This is a genomic window from Providencia lanzhouensis (genome assembly GCF_050469745.1).
Taxonomy (GTDB): domain Bacteria; phylum Pseudomonadota; class Gammaproteobacteria; order Enterobacterales; family Enterobacteriaceae; genus Providencia; species Providencia lanzhouensis.
The window spans coordinates 1519703-1538606 of sequence record NZ_CP174123.1; the positions used below are offsets into that span (position 1 = coordinate 1519703).

Annotated in this window: 20 protein-coding genes; 15 read left to right on the plus strand and 5 right to left on the minus strand. The window is 43.1% G+C overall.

The window, feature by feature from the left end; all coding sequences use genetic code 11:
• Nucleotides 1–30: 30 nt before the first annotated feature.
• From motA to ACIH2S_RS06985, 10 genes are all read left to right on the plus strand, one after another.
• Complete coding sequence (motA, locus tag ACIH2S_RS06940) at nucleotides 31–918, plus strand: flagellar motor stator protein MotA (protein ID WP_036951501.1); 888 nt, start codon at nucleotides 31–33, stop codon at nucleotides 916–918.
• A 6-nt stretch (nucleotides 919–924) separates the two neighbouring features.
• Nucleotides 925–1860, plus strand: coding sequence for a flagellar motor protein MotB (motB, locus tag ACIH2S_RS06945; protein ID WP_036951498.1), 936 nt, complete (start codon nucleotides 925–927; stop codon nucleotides 1858–1860).
• A 92-nt stretch (nucleotides 1861–1952) separates the two neighbouring features.
• Entirely contained in the window at nucleotides 1953–4163 is a 2211-nt protein-coding gene (gene cheA, locus ACIH2S_RS06950) for a chemotaxis protein CheA (protein ID WP_108479570.1), read from the plus strand.
• Between the two features lie 16 nt (nucleotides 4164–4179).
• Nucleotides 4180–4677 carry a chemotaxis protein CheW gene (cheW, locus tag ACIH2S_RS06955; RefSeq protein ID WP_006662059.1) on the plus strand — a complete coding sequence of 166 codons (498 nt, stop codon included), beginning with the start codon at nucleotides 4180–4182 and terminating at the stop codon, nucleotides 4675–4677.
• A 120-nt stretch (nucleotides 4678–4797) separates the two neighbouring features.
• Entirely contained in the window at nucleotides 4798–6483 is a 1686-nt protein-coding gene (locus tag ACIH2S_RS06960) for a methyl-accepting chemotaxis protein (protein WP_036951493.1), read from the plus strand.
• Between the two features lie 112 nt (nucleotides 6484–6595).
• The gene (locus ACIH2S_RS06965; protein WP_108479571.1) at nucleotides 6596–8161 is read left to right on the plus strand and encodes a methyl-accepting chemotaxis protein; all 1566 of its coding nucleotides are present in this window, start codon (nucleotides 6596–6598) and stop codon (nucleotides 8159–8161) included.
• Between the two features lie 158 nt (nucleotides 8162–8319).
• Nucleotides 8320–9159 carry a CheR family methyltransferase gene (locus ACIH2S_RS06970; protein WP_430248342.1) on the plus strand — a complete coding sequence of 280 codons (840 nt, stop codon included), beginning with the start codon at nucleotides 8320–8322 and terminating at the stop codon, nucleotides 9157–9159.
• On the plus strand, nucleotides 9156–10223 hold the full coding sequence (locus ACIH2S_RS06975) for a protein-glutamate methylesterase/protein-glutamine glutaminase (RefSeq protein ID WP_036951484.1): 1068 nt from the start codon (nucleotides 9156–9158) through the stop codon (nucleotides 10221–10223). The genes ACIH2S_RS06970 and ACIH2S_RS06975 overlap by 4 nt, the downstream gene beginning before the upstream one ends.
• Nucleotides 10224–10265: 42 nt before the next feature.
• Entirely contained in the window at nucleotides 10266–10658 is a 393-nt protein-coding gene (gene cheY, locus ACIH2S_RS06980) for a chemotaxis response regulator CheY (protein WP_036951481.1), read from the plus strand.
• A gap of 24 nt (nucleotides 10659–10682) precedes the next feature.
• On the plus strand, nucleotides 10683–11327 hold the full coding sequence (locus ACIH2S_RS06985; protein WP_036951478.1) for a protein phosphatase CheZ: 645 nt from the start codon (nucleotides 10683–10685) through the stop codon (nucleotides 11325–11327).
• A gap of 157 nt (nucleotides 11328–11484) precedes the next feature.
• Here the strand turns inward: ACIH2S_RS06985 and ACIH2S_RS06990 are convergent, their stop codons facing one another.
• Together ACIH2S_RS06990 and yajD are read right to left on the minus strand one after the other, a co-directional pair.
• The gene (locus ACIH2S_RS06990) at nucleotides 11485–11679 is read right to left on the minus strand and encodes a CcdB family protein (RefSeq protein WP_430248344.1); all 195 of its coding nucleotides are present in this window, start codon (nucleotides 11677–11679) and stop codon (nucleotides 11485–11487) included.
• Between the two features lie 122 nt (nucleotides 11680–11801).
• Nucleotides 11802–12149, minus strand: coding sequence for an HNH nuclease YajD (gene yajD, locus ACIH2S_RS06995; RefSeq protein ID WP_006657500.1), 348 nt, complete (start codon nucleotides 12147–12149; stop codon nucleotides 11802–11804).
• 284 nt (nucleotides 12150–12433) lie between these two features.
• Here yajD and flhB point away from each other — a divergent pair, with 284 nt between their 5' ends.
• The 3 genes from flhB (at nucleotide 12434) to ACIH2S_RS07010 (ending at nucleotide 16069) form a co-directional block, all read left to right on the plus strand.
• On the plus strand, nucleotides 12434–13585 hold the full coding sequence (gene flhB / locus ACIH2S_RS07000; protein ID WP_036951475.1) for a flagellar biosynthesis protein FlhB: 1152 nt from the start codon (nucleotides 12434–12436) through the stop codon (nucleotides 13583–13585).
• A complete protein-coding gene (gene flhA / locus ACIH2S_RS07005; RefSeq protein WP_036951472.1) occupies nucleotides 13578–15674 on the plus strand; it encodes a flagellar biosynthesis protein FlhA in 2097 nt (698 codons plus the stop codon). The genes flhB and flhA overlap by 8 nt, the downstream gene beginning before the upstream one ends.
• A 257-nt stretch (nucleotides 15675–15931) precedes the next feature.
• Nucleotides 15932–16069, plus strand: coding sequence for a hypothetical protein (locus ACIH2S_RS07010; RefSeq protein ID WP_154600296.1), 138 nt, complete (start codon nucleotides 15932–15934; stop codon nucleotides 16067–16069).
• Nucleotides 16070–16166: 97 nt separating this feature from the next.
• On the opposite strand, the gene ACIH2S_RS07015 is transcribed toward ACIH2S_RS07010, so the two are convergent.
• The 3 genes from ACIH2S_RS07015 to flgA all read right to left on the minus strand — a co-directional run bounded on the left by ACIH2S_RS07015 (nucleotide 16167) and on the right by flgA (nucleotide 17839).
• Nucleotides 16167–16607 (minus strand): flagella synthesis protein FlgN, encoded by a 441-nt coding sequence (locus ACIH2S_RS07015; protein WP_036951468.1) that lies wholly within the window; start codon nucleotides 16605–16607, stop codon nucleotides 16167–16169.
• 11 nt (nucleotides 16608–16618) lie between these two features.
• Entirely contained in the window at nucleotides 16619–16921 is a 303-nt protein-coding gene (gene flgM / locus ACIH2S_RS07020) for a flagellar biosynthesis anti-sigma factor FlgM (protein ID WP_036951464.1), read from the minus strand.
• Between the two features lie 246 nt (nucleotides 16922–17167).
• Nucleotides 17168–17839 carry a flagellar basal body P-ring formation chaperone FlgA gene (gene flgA, locus ACIH2S_RS07025; protein WP_036951461.1) on the minus strand — a complete coding sequence of 224 codons (672 nt, stop codon included), beginning with the start codon at nucleotides 17837–17839 and terminating at the stop codon, nucleotides 17168–17170.
• 240 nt (nucleotides 17840–18079) lie between these two features.
• On the opposite strand from flgA, the gene flgB reads away from it, so the two are divergent.
• The gene (gene flgB, locus ACIH2S_RS07030; protein WP_006657508.1) at nucleotides 18080–18493 is read left to right on the plus strand and encodes a flagellar basal body rod protein FlgB; all 414 of its coding nucleotides are present in this window, start codon (nucleotides 18080–18082) and stop codon (nucleotides 18491–18493) included.
• A gap of 5 nt (nucleotides 18494–18498) precedes the next feature.
• Nucleotides 18499–18903 (plus strand): flagellar basal body rod protein FlgC, encoded by a 405-nt coding sequence (gene flgC, locus ACIH2S_RS07035; protein WP_036951457.1) that lies wholly within the window; start codon nucleotides 18499–18501, stop codon nucleotides 18901–18903.
• The last annotated feature ends 1 nt before the right edge of the window (nucleotide 18904 follow it).

Genomic DNA, 18904 nt, shown 5'->3' on the forward strand with positions numbered 1-18904 from the left:
CTGTTAACCAACGGAGTGAAAGGGAATACTGTGTTAATACTCATCGGATATATCATTGTTACAGCTGCCGTTATCGGTGGCTATGTCATGGTCGGTGGTCATCTTGGCGCGCTGTACCAACCAGCTGAGTTTGTCATTATTTTAGGGGCTGGTTTAGGCGCATTTGTTGTGGGTAACAGTGGTAAAGCCATCGTTGCATTATGCAAAGTATTACCAAGACTCTTCCGTCGCTCTTCTTACAACAAAGCCATGTCAATGGACTTGATGGCTTTGTTATTTCAGCTTTTGAATAAATCTCGTCAACAAGGTCTACTTGCGCTCGAAAAAGATATTGAAAACCCGCAAGAGAGTGAGATTTTTTCTCAGTATCCTCGCATTCTCAAAGATCAAACTGCCATGATGTTTATCGTGGATTATTTACGTTTAATGGTGACAAGTAACTTACAAGCCCATGAAATCGAAGCATTAATGGATGAAGAGCTAGAAACATTCCGTCAAGAAAATGAAGTACCAGCATCCGGTTTGAACATGGTGGGTGAATCCATGCCTGCGTTCGGGATCGTGGCGGCTGTTCTAGGTGTGGTGAATGCACTTGCAGCTGCAGACCGACCTGCGGGTGAATTGGGCGCCTTGATTGCTCATGCAATGGTAGGAACTTTCCTTGGTATTTTAGTGGCTTATGGATTTATTTTGCCACTGGCTAGTTTAATTCGTCAGCGCAGTAGCGAACAATTAAAAATGATGGAGTGTATTAAAGTCACTTTCCTCTCTTCGTTGCAAGGGTATGCCCCTCAAATTGCGGTTGAATTTGGTCGTAAAGTCTTATTTAGCGTTGATAGACCATCATTCCTTGAGCTGGAAGACAAAGTCCGTGAAGTCAAAGTCGGTAATCGCGCAACAGAAACTACTGAGGAGTAATCGCTAATGGCAGCCAATGGCCCTCAAATTATTCGTGTTAAGAAAAAAGGCGGTCATCAGCAGCATGCCCACGGTGGAGCATGGAAAATTGCTTACGCTGATTTTATGACTGCGATGATGGCATTCTTTCTGGTTATGTGGCTGATTTCCATCTCCAGTCCTCAAGAATTAACCAAGATAGCGGAGTATTTTCGTACTCCGCTCAGTACTGCCATCAACCCAGGAACGAAAAGCGGAGATGCCACTAACCCCATTCCCGGTGGTGGAAAAGATCCGATTTTTCGTGATGGTGACGTGATGCCAGAACCAAATGACATCATTTCCGGTGATGCGAATTATCGATTTGAAAAATTAAAAGAAAATCTTGAGCAAGCGATTTTACAAGACCCGCGTTTGAATGAATTAAAACCCCATTTATTGATTGACATGATCAACGATGGTTTACGAATTCAAATCGTAGATAGCGCCAATCGCCCTATGTTTAAAGTGGGTTCTGCTACCGTCGAGCCTTACATGCGCGATATTCTGCGTGCCATTGCGCCACTACTCAATGATGTCCCGAATCGCATTAGTATTTCAGGACATACGGATGACTTGCCGTATGCCAGCGAAGCCTATTACAGCAACTGGGAACTCTCATCCGATAGAGCCAATGCCTCTCGCCGTGAGCTGATCATGGGGGGAATGGATGAGCGCAAAGTTTTACGTGTAGTAGGGATGGCCTCATCCATCCATTTAGACAAAGAAAACGGCTTAGCACCCGTCAACCGGCGGATCAGCATCATCGTATTGAATGAAGATGAAACAAATCAAATTTTACATGAATACGATGGCGCAACACCGATTAACGATGTGCTGAAAAAAGGCCCAGAAGATGTGCCAATACCGGCAAACAGTGATGTCGTGACTGTGAAGGTGACAAAGTCACCCGATAAACAGTAATGACAAAAACCATAATCACCCGAATCTCACTACTGCCGGACTTATCCGGCAGTCAGTGTTAAGTGAAACTTAAGCGAAATTGGATAAAAAGCATGGATATTACCGAGTTTTATCAAACATTTTTCGATGAAGCCGATGAGTTGCTTAGGGATATGGAACAGCATTTGCTTGAGCTTGATCCTATTGACCCAGATAGCGAGCAGCTCAATGCCATATTCCGCAGTGCCCACTCAATTAAAGGTGGGGCGGCAACCTTTGGTTTCACTCATCTACAAAACACCACGCATACCTTAGAAAACTTGCTCGATAAGGCACGTCATGATGAGCTGACATTAACGCCAGATATTATTGACGTTTTCTTAGATGCAAAAGACGTGATGGTGTCCCAATTGGATGCCTATAAAAATGACTCATTACCGGATGATGAGACTTTCAAACGCATTTGTGATGTGCTCAAAAGCATTGAACATGATGTCAGCGAAGTCGGCCCGGAAGAGGTTGCCGCTCTTGTTAGCATGAGTACCGAAGAGACTGACTGTGTTGTGGCTGACGATGTTGCGACAGAAGAGTCCTCGTCAGAAACCGCGATGCAAACTCATGCTGCGTTGACAAATAACGAATTTTCTCACTATTTCATCATTACGTTAAACGGTCTGAAATCGACGGAAGTAGATGTATTAGCGGATGAACTAGGTTTATTCGGTAGCTTATTTGGCTCTGAAAAAAGTGATTCCAGCTTAAAAGCGTGGTTAGGGACCAATACGGATATCGAAGATATCTGTGGGGTACTGTGTTTCGTCGTGGATGAGTCTCAAATCCAGCATAGCGAAATCAGTTTTGAAGAGTGCCAGCGTGCAACACAAGGTAGTAACCAGAAAAGTAAAGTTGCTGCAACTCTCGAAGAACTGGAAGCAACGGTGGAAGAGTTGGCAGCAATGGTTGAAGCACCTGCCGATCCAGTTGAAGCGCCTCAAGCGGTTGTACCGACATCTACACTTGTTGCGGCACCAACGTCGGCGCCATCTTCGACATCATCATCTTCAGCATCGTCATCCGCAGCCACTAAAAAAGCTGCTGCAGCGAAGCCCAAAGGGGATTCAAGCAGTATTCGTGTTGCAGTTGAAAAAGTTGACCAACTGATCAACTTAGTCGGCGAGCTGGTAATCATCCAGTCAATGTTGACTCAGCATAGCCAACAAGTTGACCAAAACGAATATGCAGATTTACTCAGTTCTATCGTTCAATTAGAGCGTAACTCACGCGCTCTGCAAGAGTCAGTTATGTCCATTCGTATGATGCCGATGGATTATGTCTTCAGCCGCTTCCCGCGTATGGTGCGCGATATTGCCTCTAAACTGGGTAAGAAAATCGAACTGAAGGTGGAAGGTAGCTCAACTGAATTAGACAAGAGCCTTATCGAACGCATCGTCGACCCTCTTAATCACCTTGTCCGAAACAGTCTTGACCATGGTATTGAAAAACCAGAAGTTCGCTTGGCAAATGGTAAACCTGAAGCGGGAACATTAACGCTCTCTGCGGCACATCAAAGCGGCAATATCTGTATCGAAGTGCGTGATGATGGGGCAGGGCTAAACCGCGAACGAATTTTAGCAAAAGCTCGCTCTCAAGGTATGAATGTTCACGATGGCATGACCAACGATGAAGTCGCGATGTTGATCATGGCGCCGGGCTTCTCTACTGCCGAAGTGGTGACGGATGTTTCAGGGCGTGGTGTCGGAATGGACGTGGTTAAACGAAACATTCAAGACATGGGCGGACGTATTCAAATCGGTTTCACAGAAGGTAAAGGCACCATCATTCGGATTTTACTGCCATTAACCTTAGCCATTCTTGATGGTATGTCAGTCAAAGTCTCTGACGATGTGTTTATCGTGCCACTTAGTGCAATTATTAGCACATTACAGCCACGTCCAGAGGATATCTATCGCCTTGCCGGTGAAGAAAAAATGCTGCTCGTTCGCGGTGAATATTTACCACTGGTCGAATTGCATCACGTCTTTTCTATCAAAAATGCCGAACCAAATCTTGCCAATAGTATCGCGCTGATCATCCAAAATGCGGGGCATCGTTTCGCTTTATTGGTTGACAAGCTGGTGGGGCAGCAGCAGGTCGTGGTGAAAAATATCGAAAGTAATTATCGCAAAATTCCGGGAATTTCCGCTGCAACCATCATGGGCGACGGTTCTGTTTCGCTGATTTTAGACGTCGCAGAATTGCAGAGAATGAACAACAACATTTTGATTAATAAGAAACAACCTGTTTCTCAACCAGTAATGCACTAAATAGAGGTTATATACCATGTCTATGTTAGATGACGATTTAAACAAGCTTGAAGAAGAAAAGAATGGCGAAGGCTACCTCATTTTTACGCTTGGTGAAGAAGAGTACGGAATCGAGATTTTAAAAGTGCAGGAAATTCGTGGTTATGAGCAAGTGACTCGTATTGCGAATACTCCTGACTTTATTAAAGGTGTCACCAACCTGCGTGGCGTCATTATTCCGATCATCGATCTGCGCATTAAGTTTTCCCATGAAAACGTAGTTTACAACGACAACACCGTCGTCATCGTTGTGAACTTAAAAGACCGAGTTGTGGGAATTGTGGTTGATGGTGTTTCCGATGTACTGGTGTTGCATGAAGAGCAAATTGCACCACCGCCAGATTTCGCGGTGACATTATCCACTCAGTATCTGACCGGTCTAGGAACAGTAGGCGAACGTATGTTGATTTTGGTTGATATCGAAAAATTATTGACCAGTGAAGAGATGGCGTTAATCGACAATATCGCGGAATAACGAGTCATTAGATGCGTTAAATACGCTGATAATTTGCTCAAAAATGGTAAGTGAATGACTAAAGTTTTTGAGCAACTGTCCGATATCCAAACTACAACAACACTATGTTAGTAAAACACCATGTACAGTCGAATTAAAATCGTATCAGGACTTTTGTCCGTTATTTTTGTATTTATTTTATTGCAGCTGGTATCAAGTGGTTTGATGTTTACCAAACTCGGCGATAACAGCGACAGTATTAATTATTTGAATTCTCTCCAACGCCAAAGACTCGTTCTGACTCAAAGCTGGGTCAATCTATTGCAAGCTCGTTCTGACTTAAACCGCGCCATTAACGCGTATTTATTAGAAGAGTTAAGCATTAAAGATGATGCCTCTGCTGCGGATCTTATTGCTTCAGCAAAAGGTAAATTTAAAGCTGCCGATGAAGCGTATGACAGCTACAGAAAGTTGATGGCAAACGCAGATGTGGATAAGGGGTTATTTGATAACTTACTAAAATCCTATGAGGATTATCGTGTTGCATTAACCAAACTGTCGGAATATGCAGAGAAGGGGGATTTAAACGGCTTCTATGCGCATAGAACGTCAGGGTTACAAGCCAAATTTGAAGAGCAATTTGGCCTCTATTTTGCTGAAATTTCTTCAGATTTTGAAAATGAAGTCGTGAATGCAGAATCCAATTACCGCCAATCACTGTATTTGCTGGTTATCTTATCCGTACTGTTAGCAGTGATCAGCGTGATTAGCTATCGCTATGTGCGTAAAGGGATCACTGAGCCATTAAATACGCTGATCGAGCGCATTAAAGTGTTCGCTTCAGGGGATTTAACGCCAAAAATTGATACCTCAGCGAACAATGAAATTGGTGAGTTAGCGCGTGGTGCTCAGCACATGCAACAAGAGCTGATCAATACGGTTCGTGGTGTACTGGATGGTAGTGAAACTATCTATCAGGGAACCACTGAAATCGCAGCGGGTAACAATGATTTATCTTCACGTACCGAGCAGCAAGTGGCTTGCTTAGAAGAAACGTCTGCTAGCATGAGTGAGCTGACAGCAACCGTTAAGCAAAACACTGAATATGCTCATCAAGCTAGCGAGTTTGCAAGCCAAGCTTCTGTTATTGCAAAAGAAGGCGGCAAAGTGGTGTCTAACGTGGTTCATACCATGCGCAACATTGCTGATAGCTCGCAAAAAATCTCTGACATTACCGCTGTTATCGACAGTATTGCTTTCCAAACCAATATCCTCGCATTGAATGCTGCGGTTGAAGCGGCGCGTGCTGGTGAGCATGGCCGTGGATTTGCTGTGGTTGCCGATGAAGTTCGTAGCCTTGCTCAACGCAGCGCAGATGCAGCAAAAGAGATCAAAGGCTTGATTGAAGACTCTGTTTCTAGAACAGACGTAGGGGCTCGCCAAGCAGAAGATGCTGGTGAAACAATGACAAAAATTGTCGACTCAGTCACACGTGTTACTGACATCATGACGCACATCGCAACCGCGTCTGATGAGCAGAGCAAAGGTATTGCTCAAGTGAGTATTGCCGTGGAAGAGATGGACAAAGTAACTCAGCAAAACGCCTCACTCGTTGAGCAATCCGCTGTTGCTGCAAATGTACTGGAAGAGCAAGTCGCTAAGCTTTCCCAGTTGATCTCCATTTTCCGTTTACCTGCAATGGATCAAGCAAAAGTACGCAACGCACAACCTGCACCAAGAACAGTATCTAATATTGTTAAAACACCAGATTTATCCAAAATCGCATCGAAAAATCATAAAGATGACGATAACTGGGAAACCTTTTAAGGGTAAATCTGTTCGAGCGCTGTGAGAGTTTCTCTCGCAGCGCTTTTATATGTTTAAGCTCGATAATTAAAAAAGGGCCAAATTTTTGGCTGGCATAAGTAGGGGATTAAATATGTTAGGAAAGAATATCCGAATTTCAGTGAGCTTATACTTACTCCTGATTTTATTTTGTGGCATGCAGTTAACCTCAAGCGGCGTTTCTGTTGGCATCGTTAACAGCGAATTAAACGCGCTAGAAAGAATCGATATGGGTTCTAAAAAACGCGCATTACTGGAAGAGACCAGCAAAAACTTAATGCAGGCACGTAATAGCCTGACTCAAATTGCCTTACTGATGAAAGTAGGCGACCACGTTCCATTAATCGAAGAAACCCGCGTTGTTTTCGATAACTACTTAATTTCAGCTAACAAATCGTATAACGAATTCAAAACTCAGCCAGTGCTAAGCGAAAAAGAAAACTTAGCGGCATTGGAAGAGAAATTTAATGCCTTTGTCGTCACGTTAAACGCATTGAAAGGCAATCTTGATAACAACGATGTTGCGGCTTATATCAATCTGCCTGCACAACAAAACCAAGATGAATTAATCAGTGTTATTAATAATTATCTCTCTGTTTTAAATGATGAAAGTAATGATTCTATTGCGGATGCAAGATTTTATAACCAATTTGCATGGGTTTCATTCTTTACCGTCATTGTCATTATTTTCGGTGTGATTGCCGTTGTGCATCTGTGGTTAAAACGTAAAGTCATTTCACCATTAAACAGCATGAGTGAACACTTTATGCACGTTGCGGAAGGAAAACTAAATCAGAATATTGAAATTAATTTCCGTGATGAAATCGGTGATGTATTCGAAAAATTAAAAGTCATGCAGCAATCATTGGCAAAAACTGTCACCTCTATTCGCTCTAATACAGACCAAATGTATACGGGTATTCGTGAGATTGCTTTAGGGAATAATAATTTATCATCAAGAACAGAACAGCAGGCCGCCTCGTTAGAAGAGACGGCAGCGAGTATGGAAGAGTTAACTGCGACAGTGAAACAAAACGCCGATAATGCGCGTCAAGCTAGCGAACTTGCAGTGAGTGCATCGCGCACAGCGACAAAAGGCGGTGAAATCACGGAAGGTGTGATTGACACGATGACTGCCATTTCTAATAGCTCTCAGAAAATTAGCGCCATCATCAGTGTCATTGATGGCATCGCTTTCCAGACCAACATCCTTGCATTAAATGCTGCAGTAGAAGCGGCGCGTGCGGGTGAACAAGGTCGTGGGTTCTCGGTAGTTGCAGGTGAAGTTCGCGCATTAGCGCAACGAAGCGCTGAAGCGGCGAAAGAAATTAAAGGCTTGATTGACGAGTCAGTTGGACGCGTGAACCAGGGCTCTCAGTTGGTGAATGAAGCAGGTCAAACCATGAATGAATTGGTTGCCGCTGTTAACCAGGTAACTGAATTAATGGGCAATATTGCGTCTGCATCGAATGAACAGAGCCGAGGTATTGAGCAAGTCGCGATTGCAGTGACCCAAATGGATTCTGTTACACAACAAAACGCCGCATTAGTAGAGCAATCAACCAGTGCGACAGCAGCACTTGAAGACCAAGCCAATAATTTGGTCGAGACTGTGGAATTTTTCGAATTACCAGAACAGTCGACCCGAGTTAGACGGTAATGGGTATTCATGCGATAGCGTGAATAATGAACTCTCAATCTAGATAACTTGAACTAGGGAGAGGCGGTTAGTTAGACAACGCATAAGTTAGACGATGATAGTTAGGCAGCCACTTTCGGCTGCCTCGCCGGTTTTTATTGAATAGGACGACAAGTACGATGCTATTAGTACCACAGATAGAACCTTTGACTGATGACGAGTTTGGTCGGGTTTGTCGATTTATTCATAAAAAGTCTGGAATAGTCCTTACGATGAATAAGAAAAATATGGTCTATAACCGCTTATTAAAGCGCTTACGTGACTGTAATATCGACAATTTTTCTGATTACTTACGGATGTTAGAGCGTGAACCGTTGAATACGGAATGGCAAGCATTTATCAACGCACTGACCACAAACTTAACGGCATTCTTTCGAGAGCCTCACCACTTTGCGACATTGACAGATTTTTTAAAAAGCCGTCGAAATAGCAATATCAATATTTGGTGTTCGGCTTCTTCGACAGGGGAAGAACCTTATTCTATCGCCATGACAGTGAGCGATGTTCTGGGAGCCAACGCTGTCAATGCCAAGGTCGTTGCCAGTGATATTGACACGGAAGTATTAGAGAAAGCGAAACAAGGGATCTATCGAATCGAAGAACCCAAAGCCCTGACAGCACTGCAACGGCAGCGCTACTTCATGAAAGGGGTGGGTGAGTACGAAGGGTTTGCTCGCGTAAAACCCGCACTTAGCAACATGATTGAGTTTCGTTACTTAAACCTGACGGAAGGCGATTGGCAATTACAACATCGCTTCGATGCGATTTTTTGCCGCAACGTCATGATTTATTTTGACAAGGAAATGCAGATAAAACTGCTAGAGCGCTTTGCGCCACTGCTCAAGCCGGATGGCTTATTGTTTATTGGTCACTCTGAAAATATTTCGCAACTGACAAAACAGTTTGTGATCAATGGGCAGACCGTCTACAGCTTAGCGTCGGCGAGGAGAGGACAATGAAAAAAATAAAAGTATTGTGCGTCGATGACTCTGCACTCATGCGCCAATTAATGCGTGAAATTATCAACAGTCACACTGATATGGAAGTGGTCGACACAGCGCCAGATCCGTATGTTGCTCGGGACTTAATTAAGCAACTGGAGCCAGATGTTATCACCCTCGATGTTGAAATGCCGAGAATGGATGGTATTGATTTTTTAGAGAAATTGATGCGGCTGCATCCAATTCCGGTCGTTATGGTCTCCACATTAACCTCTAAAGGCTCTGAAGTGACATTAAAGGCTTTAGAACTGGGCGCTGTAGATTTTGTGACAAAACCACAGATTGGTATTCGCGAAACCATGATGAGTTATCGCGATATGATCGGTGAAAAAATTCGCGCAGCGGCAATGTCTAAAATGTCGCAGCGTAACCGTTTTGCTCGTACAGAGAAAAAAGTTGCTGAGCCGACAACTCTCGCTAAACCGCTGACGCCATACGTGTGCAACAACCGTGTGATAGCCGTGGGAGCCTCAACTGGTGGAACAGAAGCTATCCGCCAATTTTTAGAGATGCTGCCAAGAGAATGCCCGCCAGTGGTGATCACTCAGCATATGCCAGCAGGCTTCACTCGCTCTTTTGCTGAACGCTTAAATAAACTGTGTGCACTTACAGTTAAAGAGGCGGAGCACAATGAGATTTTGCAAAAAGGCTGCGCCTATATTGCGCCGGGTGATTCACACATGTTGATTGCCGATAAAGGCAAAGGTTATCAAGTGGTGTTGGAACAGAGCGAGCCGGTTAACCGCCATCGTCCTTCCGTCGATGTGCTATTTGACTCAGTCGCTAAGCATGTCGGACGTAAATGTATTGGTATTTTGCTGACCGGAATGGGAATGGATGGCGCCAAGGGCTTACTCAACCTACGTCAACAAGGGGCTTTCACTTATGCTCAAAACGAAAGTAGTTGCGTCGTATTTGGTATGCCGCGTGCTGCAATCGAAATGAATGCCGCAGATGAAGTGCTGGATCTACTGAAAATTGCCCCAAGCGTATTAACAAAACTTTCTACTGTCACCGTTTAGTGGTGACAGTTTATTTATCATTGTATTTTTGAAGGAGTGGTTATGGCCGCTAAAGATCTGAGCTTTCTGGTTGTCGATGACTTTTCTACTATGCGTCGCATCGTCCGTAACTTATTAAAAGAACTTGGTTTTAACAAAATTGAAGAAGCGGAAGATGGCGTTGATGCCCTCGAAAAAATCCGTGCTGGGAATATTGATTTTGTTGTTGCTGACTGGAATATGCCAAATATGGATGGTTTAGAGTTACTCAAAACCATTCGTGGTGATGATGCACTTAAACATATCCCTGTCTTAATGGTGACCGCAGAAGCGAAAAAAGAAAATATTATTGCGGCAGCACAAGCTGGTGCGAGCGGCTATGTTGTGAAACCGTTTACCGCAGCTATCCTCGAAGAAAAATTAAATAAAGTGTTTGAAAAAATGGGGCTGCAATAATCGCGGGCGGTAAAGGAGACAGTGATGATTGAACAAGTAGCAATGAATGGCAGTCGTAATGGCACTGGCAACGAAGATCTAAAACACGTCATTACACGTATTGGAACTCTGATGCGAACCTTACGTGAAAGTATGCGTGAGTTGGGTTTAGAGAAAAGCGTTCAGCAGGCAGTAGCAAGTATTCCAGACGGTAAAGACCGCCTGCGTTATATTGCGCAAATGACAGCCCAAGCGGCAGAAAAAACACTCAACGGCATTGATGTTATCAAGCCGCTGCAAGTGGAAATGAACAAAAATGCGGTTGCGTTGCAGCAACAGTGGGAAGAGGCGGCGTCCGGTGAAGTCTCTGAAGCGTTACGCGGCTCCACTCAAGCATTTTTGGGACAAGTTATCCAAGATAGCGAAGTGACGAAAGCTGAACTATTAGAAATCATGATGGCGCAAGACTTCCAAGACTTAACGGGGCAAGTCGTCAAAAAAATGATGGAAGTGGTTGAAGAAGCAGAGAAACAGCTACTAGCGTTGCTGATGGAAAATACACCACCAGAAATGCGAGTGAAGACTCAAAGTGAAAGCCTGCTCAATGGTCCTCAGATTAATAAAGAAGGTGTGAATGTGATGGCATCACAGTCACAGGTGGATGATCTGTTAGATGAATTAGGTTTCTAATTCGCTCCTTCGAGATATTTTGAGCTATAGCGTTATTGGCTGAGTTTACCTGCTTGCTATGGCTCAAACTATTTAGGGTAGTTGTGCATCATTATTTTATTAGCAATTTTTCATCAAAACCCATCGACCAGTAGATCGCGTTTTTGATTTTATCTCTTTAGTACCCAATGCAAATAATCTCTTTTCCTAGCATGGACTTAGAGATAGCTGACATCAAATGAGTCATAAGTACATAGGGCTGTCCTTCAATATCAACAATCGGGTTAAGTCGAATCGGTAGGGCGGCTTGTAGATGACGTGTATCAAATAATGGAATGATAAGGCGTGTTGTTAGGTCATGAATAAGTTGCAATTGCTGACGAATGACTGGATAGCGTGCCGAGAAATGTTGGGGCCGTAAAAGAGGATATTAATAGGGCATTAACGCAGGCTTGAATAGCTTTTCAAACCTGCGCAAACAAAACAGAGATAAAGTTATTTCTTTTTATTCAACATAGCTTTTAAATCTGCAAACGGGTTATAAGTGGCTTCACCCACATCTTTTTGTGCATCTTCACCCGCAACCACATTCGTTCCGTACTGGTCGGCTTCTGTATACTTAGAGTGCTCATGGTCATGGCAGAAGAGACACAATAATTCCCAGTTACTGCCATCTTCAGGGTTATTGGTATGATCATGATCGATATGATGAACAGTTAATTCTCTTAGATTCGAATAAACGAATTCCCGTGTGCAGCGTCCACATATCCATGGATAAATCTTGAGTGCTTTTTCACGGTAGCCACTTTCTAAGCGAGCATAGTTTTTAGGGATCAAAGCCATAACGAATATCACCTGCTATAAATAGAGTGTTTTATATTGATACTGTCAATATACCCCATTTTACAGCACGGGTATTATAGGAAGTGATTTTTTAGGTCATCCTTTTTGACTTTTTCTCTTGTTACCTTTCATTTGCCTCTTTGCGAAGCGCTTCGCAAAGTTGTTGCCATATTGCTCAATAGCCAAAAAACCCCTGCGAACTACGTCTATTTTCCACCATTGATTTTTTTACACTCTGTCATGCTATAGCGACTATGCGTATAGGCTAATTTTTTGGAAGTCACGTGTCCGACGAAAGTGATGTAGAAAAAACAGAAGAACCCACGCCCCATAAAAAGCAGAAAGCGAAAGATGATGGGCAAATTGTTCGCTCCAAAGAATTAAGCTCCCTCATGATGATGTTGGCTGGAGTCAGTTTGCTGTGGTTAAGTGGCGGGCATTTGGCAAACCAGCTACGACAAATCATGCGCCAAGGATTTATCTTTGACGGGCATTACCTGCAAAACACAGGGTTAATGCTCAGTTATTTGGGGAGGGTGGTTAGTGAGGCGTTATTTGCTCTACTCCCAATTATCGGGGGGTTAGCGCTGGTGGGGATCTCTGCTTCGTCACTGGTGGGTGGGCTGTTATTTAATAGCAAATTGATTAAGTTTGATTTGAAAAAATTAAACCCAATCAAAGGATTAAAACGAATTTTCTCTATGAATGCCTTATCTGAATTGTTTAAGGCGATATTAAAATCACTGTTTGTGGGGTTAGGAGCATCCATTTTCCTCTGGCAAAGTTGGCCTTCACTACTCCATTTGGTAATGGAACCACCGACAACGGCATTAGCGAATGCACTAGAGAAGGTAATTTTTGCAGGTTATTTAATTGTCTTTCTCTTAATCCCGATGGTGGCATTTGATGTGTTTTATCAATTTCGTTCCCACTTGAAAAAGTTACGGATGAGCCGCCAAGAAATTAAAGACGAATTTAAGCAGCAAGAGGGTGATCCGCACATTAAAGCCAAAATTCGTCAGCAACAACGAGCGATTGCGCGTAACCGAATGATGGCAGATGTCCCCAGTGCGGATGTGATTGTTACTAACCCGACTCACTACGCTGTCGCCCTAAAATATGACGATAAAAAAATGGGGGCGCCGAAAGTTTTGGCAAAAGGCGCAGGAGTTATTGCTCAACGTATTAAAGAAATTGGTGCAGAGCACCGCATTTTACAACTTGAAGCTCCACCGCTCGCGCGTGCGTTATACCGTCATGCGGAGATTGGACAAAGTATCCCTGTTGCGCTGTATGCAGCGGTAGCAGAAGTTTTAGCATGGGTTTACCAATTACGCCGTTGGCGTCGTGAAGGTGGCCTGAAACCAAAGAAACCGAAGAATTTACCAGTGCCACCGACGCTGGATTTTGCTGGAGATAACAATCGCGATGGCTAATTTGGCTGCACTTTTAAAATTGCCGAAAAACTTACAAGGAACTCAGTGGCAAATCCTCGCTGGACCCGTGCTGATATTACTGATTCTGTCGATGATGGTTTTACCATTACCGGCATTTTTGCTTGATTTGTTGTTCACCTTTAACATTGCTCTGTCCATTATGGTTCTGCTTGTGGCGATGTTCACCAAACGGACATTGGATTTTGCCGCATTTCCCACCATTTTGCTGTTCGCAACCTTATTGCGCCTATCTTTGAATATCGCTTCAACGCGTATTATTTTGCTGGATGGTCATACTGGACCTGATGCTGCTGGGCGTGTTGTCGAAGCTTTTGGTCACTTCCTGGTTGGCGGTAACTTTGCCATTGGTATCGTTGTTTTCATTATCTTGGTTCTGATTAACTTTATGGTTATCACCAAGGGTGCGGGGCGTATCGCCGAAGTGGGTGCTCGCTTTGTGCTTGATGGTATGCCCGGTAAGCAAATGGCCATCGATGCCGACTTAAACGCCGGTATCATTAATGATGATGAAGCGAAAAAACGCCGAGCAGAAGTCACTCAAGAAGCCGATTTTTACGGCTCAATGGACGGTGCGAGTAAATTCGTCCGTGGTGATGCTGTCGCCGGAATTATGATCATGGTGATAAACGTCATCGGTGGTCTGATTGTTGGTGTGGGTCAGCACCATATGACCCTCGGTGATGCAACGAGCGTTTATACCTTATTAACCATTGGTGACGGTCTAGTTGCCCAAATTCCAGCATTGATCATTTCAACGGCAGCGGGGGTTATCGTCACTCGCGTTGCAACCGATGAAGATGTCGGTGAGCAGATGGTCACTCAACTGTTCAATAATCCGCGCGTGATGTGGCTCAGTGCTGGGGTGTTAGGGTTGATTGGTCTTATTCCAGGGATGCCTAACTTTGTTTTCCTACTGTTTACTGCGGCATTGGCTGCATTAGGCTGGTATCTGGTAAAACGCTCACGTAACCCAGAAAAAGTGATGGATGATAGCCAAGCGCAACATTTCCAAGAAGCCAATAAAGTGGTCGAAGCAACATGGGATGATGTGCAGTTAGAAGATTTACTGGCAATGGAAGTCGGTTATCGCTTAATTCCGTTGGTTGATAACGATCAACAAGGGGAGCTATTGGGTCGACTTCGTGGGTTACGTAAGAAATTTGCTCAGGAAGTCGGATACTTACCTCCGGTGGTACATATTTGCGACAACTTAGAGTTATCCCCATGTGAATATCGCATTCTTATCAAAGGGGCTGAGGTGGGGCGCGGAGAAGCTCAACCTGGACGTAACTTAGCGATTGATCCGGGTAATGCGGCGGGAACTTTACAAGGAGATATGACTAAAGAACCTGCGTTTGGTCTACCTGCAATATGGATCGATGACGATTTACGTGAACAAGCACAAATCCAAGGTTATACCGTCGTTTCTGCAAGTACCGCGGTAGCAACGCACTTTAACCAGATTTTACTGCAATACTCGAGCACTCTGTTCGGTCGCCAAGAAGCCCAAATGTTGTATGACCGAGTGAAAAAAGAAATGCCAAAACTGGCGGATGATTTGATCCCTGACACCATTTCACTGACCATCTTGCACCGCGTTTTACAAAACCTACTCATGGAAGATGTGGTGATCCGTGACATGCGCACCATTATTGAAACGCTGGCTGAAATGGCAGGTGAAAATGGTGAACAAAAAGACACTGATTACCTTACCTCTCAGGTACGTATTGCTTTAGGACGAGCCATTACCCAGCAATGGTTTGGTAGCGCTGAAGAGATCCAAGTGATTGGGTTGGATGCGAAGTTAGAGCAAATCCTGCTACAAGCCGCAAAGAATGGCGGTGGCTTAGAGCCAAACTTAGCCCAGTTTATTCAAACTCAAGCTGAAGAAGCAGTGGGGCATCAAGAAGCGATGGGGGCGCCAACCGTATTGTTAGTGAATCATGCCCTGAGGCTGATTTTATCTCGCTTCCTGCGTCGTAGTTTGCCGCAATTAGTGGTGATGTCCAATTTAGAAATGACAGATCACCGTAAGATTAGAATGACATCGATGATCAGTGGGTCATAAACAGTCGATTGATTTCAAGTTAACGAAACGCAAATAAGTATCACAATAGGCAGTGTAGTGAGATGAGTGTCATAACTCCTCACTCACTGCCTATTTTTTCGTGCATTAGTTTTATACAAAAGCACAGTTAAGGTCTTTGCAGACTTTAAACCGAACGCTGCGAACAGCATCAAGTCTCACTAACATGAGCCCAAAAATGCTAGATATTAATCATTAATGTGCATCGATACCTTATACATAATCATGGTGTAAAGAACATGGCAGACACATTGAAGGAATTATTGGAATTTGCTAAAGGACTAGAAAAAATCGGGGTTACAGATGGAGATGTTGTGAAACGTATTAAGGCGAGAATAGAAGCAAAAAAGGTGAAATCTAATCGACCAAAAGGCTAAATTTAATAAACCAAAAGACTAAATTTAATAAACCAAAAGACTCTGATCATTTAACCAGATAAAAATGGGGGCGAGGAAAACAGGTTTAGTCAGAAATCTAAATTGAAATTTTCTTTCCTAACGCAGGGCGTTTAGATTCTAAGCCATCGGCACCGTAAGTTGACTGATTATTATGCTTTTTCACAAAATTTAGACGTTGTGCATTCAGCTCAATATGCAGTTGAAGCATTTGGTGATTACGATAATTTAAATCTTTTAGTTGGGTCGTTAGGTCTTTAATCGTATTCCAAGTATGGTTGAGCACTGGGTTACCTTCATAAGGTGCAACGATTTTTGCTTGCTCTTCCAGTTGTAAACGGTGGTTCTCACCATGACTGATAGCGGCAACTAAAAAACGTTTTTGCTCCGTCGTTTCCTGAAATGGAGAAGGTGGCACACGATGGTAACCCAATAATAACTCTTCATTCTTCATCACAATTTCCAGTGATTGCAAATGACCAAGCTGCTGTTCTAATAGTAGTAATAATTCGTCGTTCATAGTCGTTCAGTTTATTTCATAGAAAGCATGCATTCATGGGCATCACGTAAAATACCATCAGCGATTTTACCTGCATCCATGGTTAACGTACCGTCTTTGATGGCTTGTTTGATTTTTTCAACTTTAGCGACATCAATATCAGAAGCTTGAGGTTGAAGTAATTTCTTTTGTAACTCACTCGGTGCAAAAGAGCTTTCTTTAACGGCTTCATTTGCGGAGACTTTTTTCTCACGAACCAGCGCTGCGGTTTCTTGTGGATCGCGAGTGGTTACCTGAGTCAAGGCAGAGATTGCAGATGTTTGCTCAATAGCCATAGTATTTTTCCTGTTCCCGATATTTTTGATATAGAAGGTTATCGGCAGATATTAATGAACCTTTAATATTCGGTTAGCTTTCAAATTACCAATGAGATAGGTAATTTCACTTAAATCGCGATATAAATTCTGATAATTAACTGCATGTTTAACTACTTCAGACGAATTGCAAAAATTATACCTGTAATTCACTTCAAAAACAGAAAATTATCACGCTATAACTTGATGATTTAATTTTAAATTAAGTTAGTTAAGCGCTACTTGAACACTGCCATTTTCTTGAGCTTCACCATTAACCACTTGCCCATTGATAAGTCGAACTCGAATATTTTCACCCATGGCGGCATTATTAATGGCTCGACCTTCATATTTAACGGAAAAGTTATTGCCAGTAGCAAATACATACACGGTTTGACCCGCCTTAATAGCCCAAGGGCGCCTAACCATTGAGCTAGTAAACGTCTGCCCTGCGGTAATATTGCGAAGGGCTAACGTGCCACGCAGCGCCATCTTGTCGGTAGATGCCCCAGATGGCAATTGGTGAATAAGCCCTCTTTTGGTGCCAATATCCACAAATTCAATGGTTTCTCCCCGTTGAATATTACGGGTGGCAACATAATATTGCCCGGTGACATTCACCGTTAGCTGTAAATACTGTTTTTTCTTATCGCATTGCACAGGAAGTGAGATATTTCCCATATTACGACCCCCACTTGGTAAGCCAATTTGCGGCTTATCACAATTTGGCCATTTATCAATTGGGGTTTTTATTTCAATTGAAACGCTATTTTGCTTTCCATGAATTTTACGGAAATACTGGTCAATATCTTGTGGGAGAGATGCTTGCGCAGAAAAAGAAAATAGATTTAATATACTGATAATTAAAATATATTTAATTGAAAAAACAGTTTTCATCATCCCATTTCCTTTTTCATCCCATACCTTTTCACCCTTGAAGTTTACCTACATCGTCAATAATGAATGAGGCAAATAGGTCAATTATTTTGCCTTTATCTCGCCATTAGATTTTTTATCTGCCAGCTAATATGAGCATCGAATTTCTATATTCAAACTTTGCATTTATAAAAACTGCAATTAAAAAATTCTTAATTTCCGTCTAAATCGATTAGGAATTAACTGAAATCCATTGAGGAAACCATGATTGATAAATTAGATGCCACCTTTGCTTTTCAGCAACGGGCTTTGTCCATAAGAGAAGCAAGACAGACTGTTTTGGCTTCTAACATTGCCAATGCGGATACCCCTGGTTATCAAGCGCGTGATATTGATTTTAATCGTCAATTACAACAAGCGATGGATAAAGGCGTGGTGAAAGGAAAGGGTATTTCACTAGCAGTGACAGCCAAAGGGCATATTGAAGGACATGATATGAAGCCTGCTGCATTGGATCTGAAATATCGTGTGCCTTATCAAACTTCAATGGATGGAAATACGGTTGATATGGATGTTGAGCGCAGCCAATTTGCTGATAACACATTGAAATATCAAGCCGATCTTACATTCATCAATAGCCAAGTCAAAAGTATGTTGGCCGTTCTACAACAAGGGTAAGGGTTATGGGTCTACTCAGTATTTTTGATATCTCCTCTTCTGCATTAACCGCGCAATCTCAGCGTCTAAACGTTAGCGCGAGTAACATGGCGAACGCAGAAAGTGTGGTGGGTCCTGATGGTGAACCGTACCGTGCGAAGCAAGTAGTTTTTCAAATGGCGCCACAAGGTCGCAATCAAGTCGGTGGCGTTCGTGTGAGTGAATTAATCGAAGATCCTGCTCCTCCGCGTATGGAATACAAGCCCGGTCATCCTCTTGCAGATGAAAAAGGCTACGTGAAGATGCCTAACGTCGATACCGTAGGTGAAATGATCAACACCATCTCTGCATCGCGCAGCTATCAAGCCAACTTAGAAGTCATGAATACCGCAAAAACATTGCTACAGAAAACCTTAACGCTAGGTCAGTAAC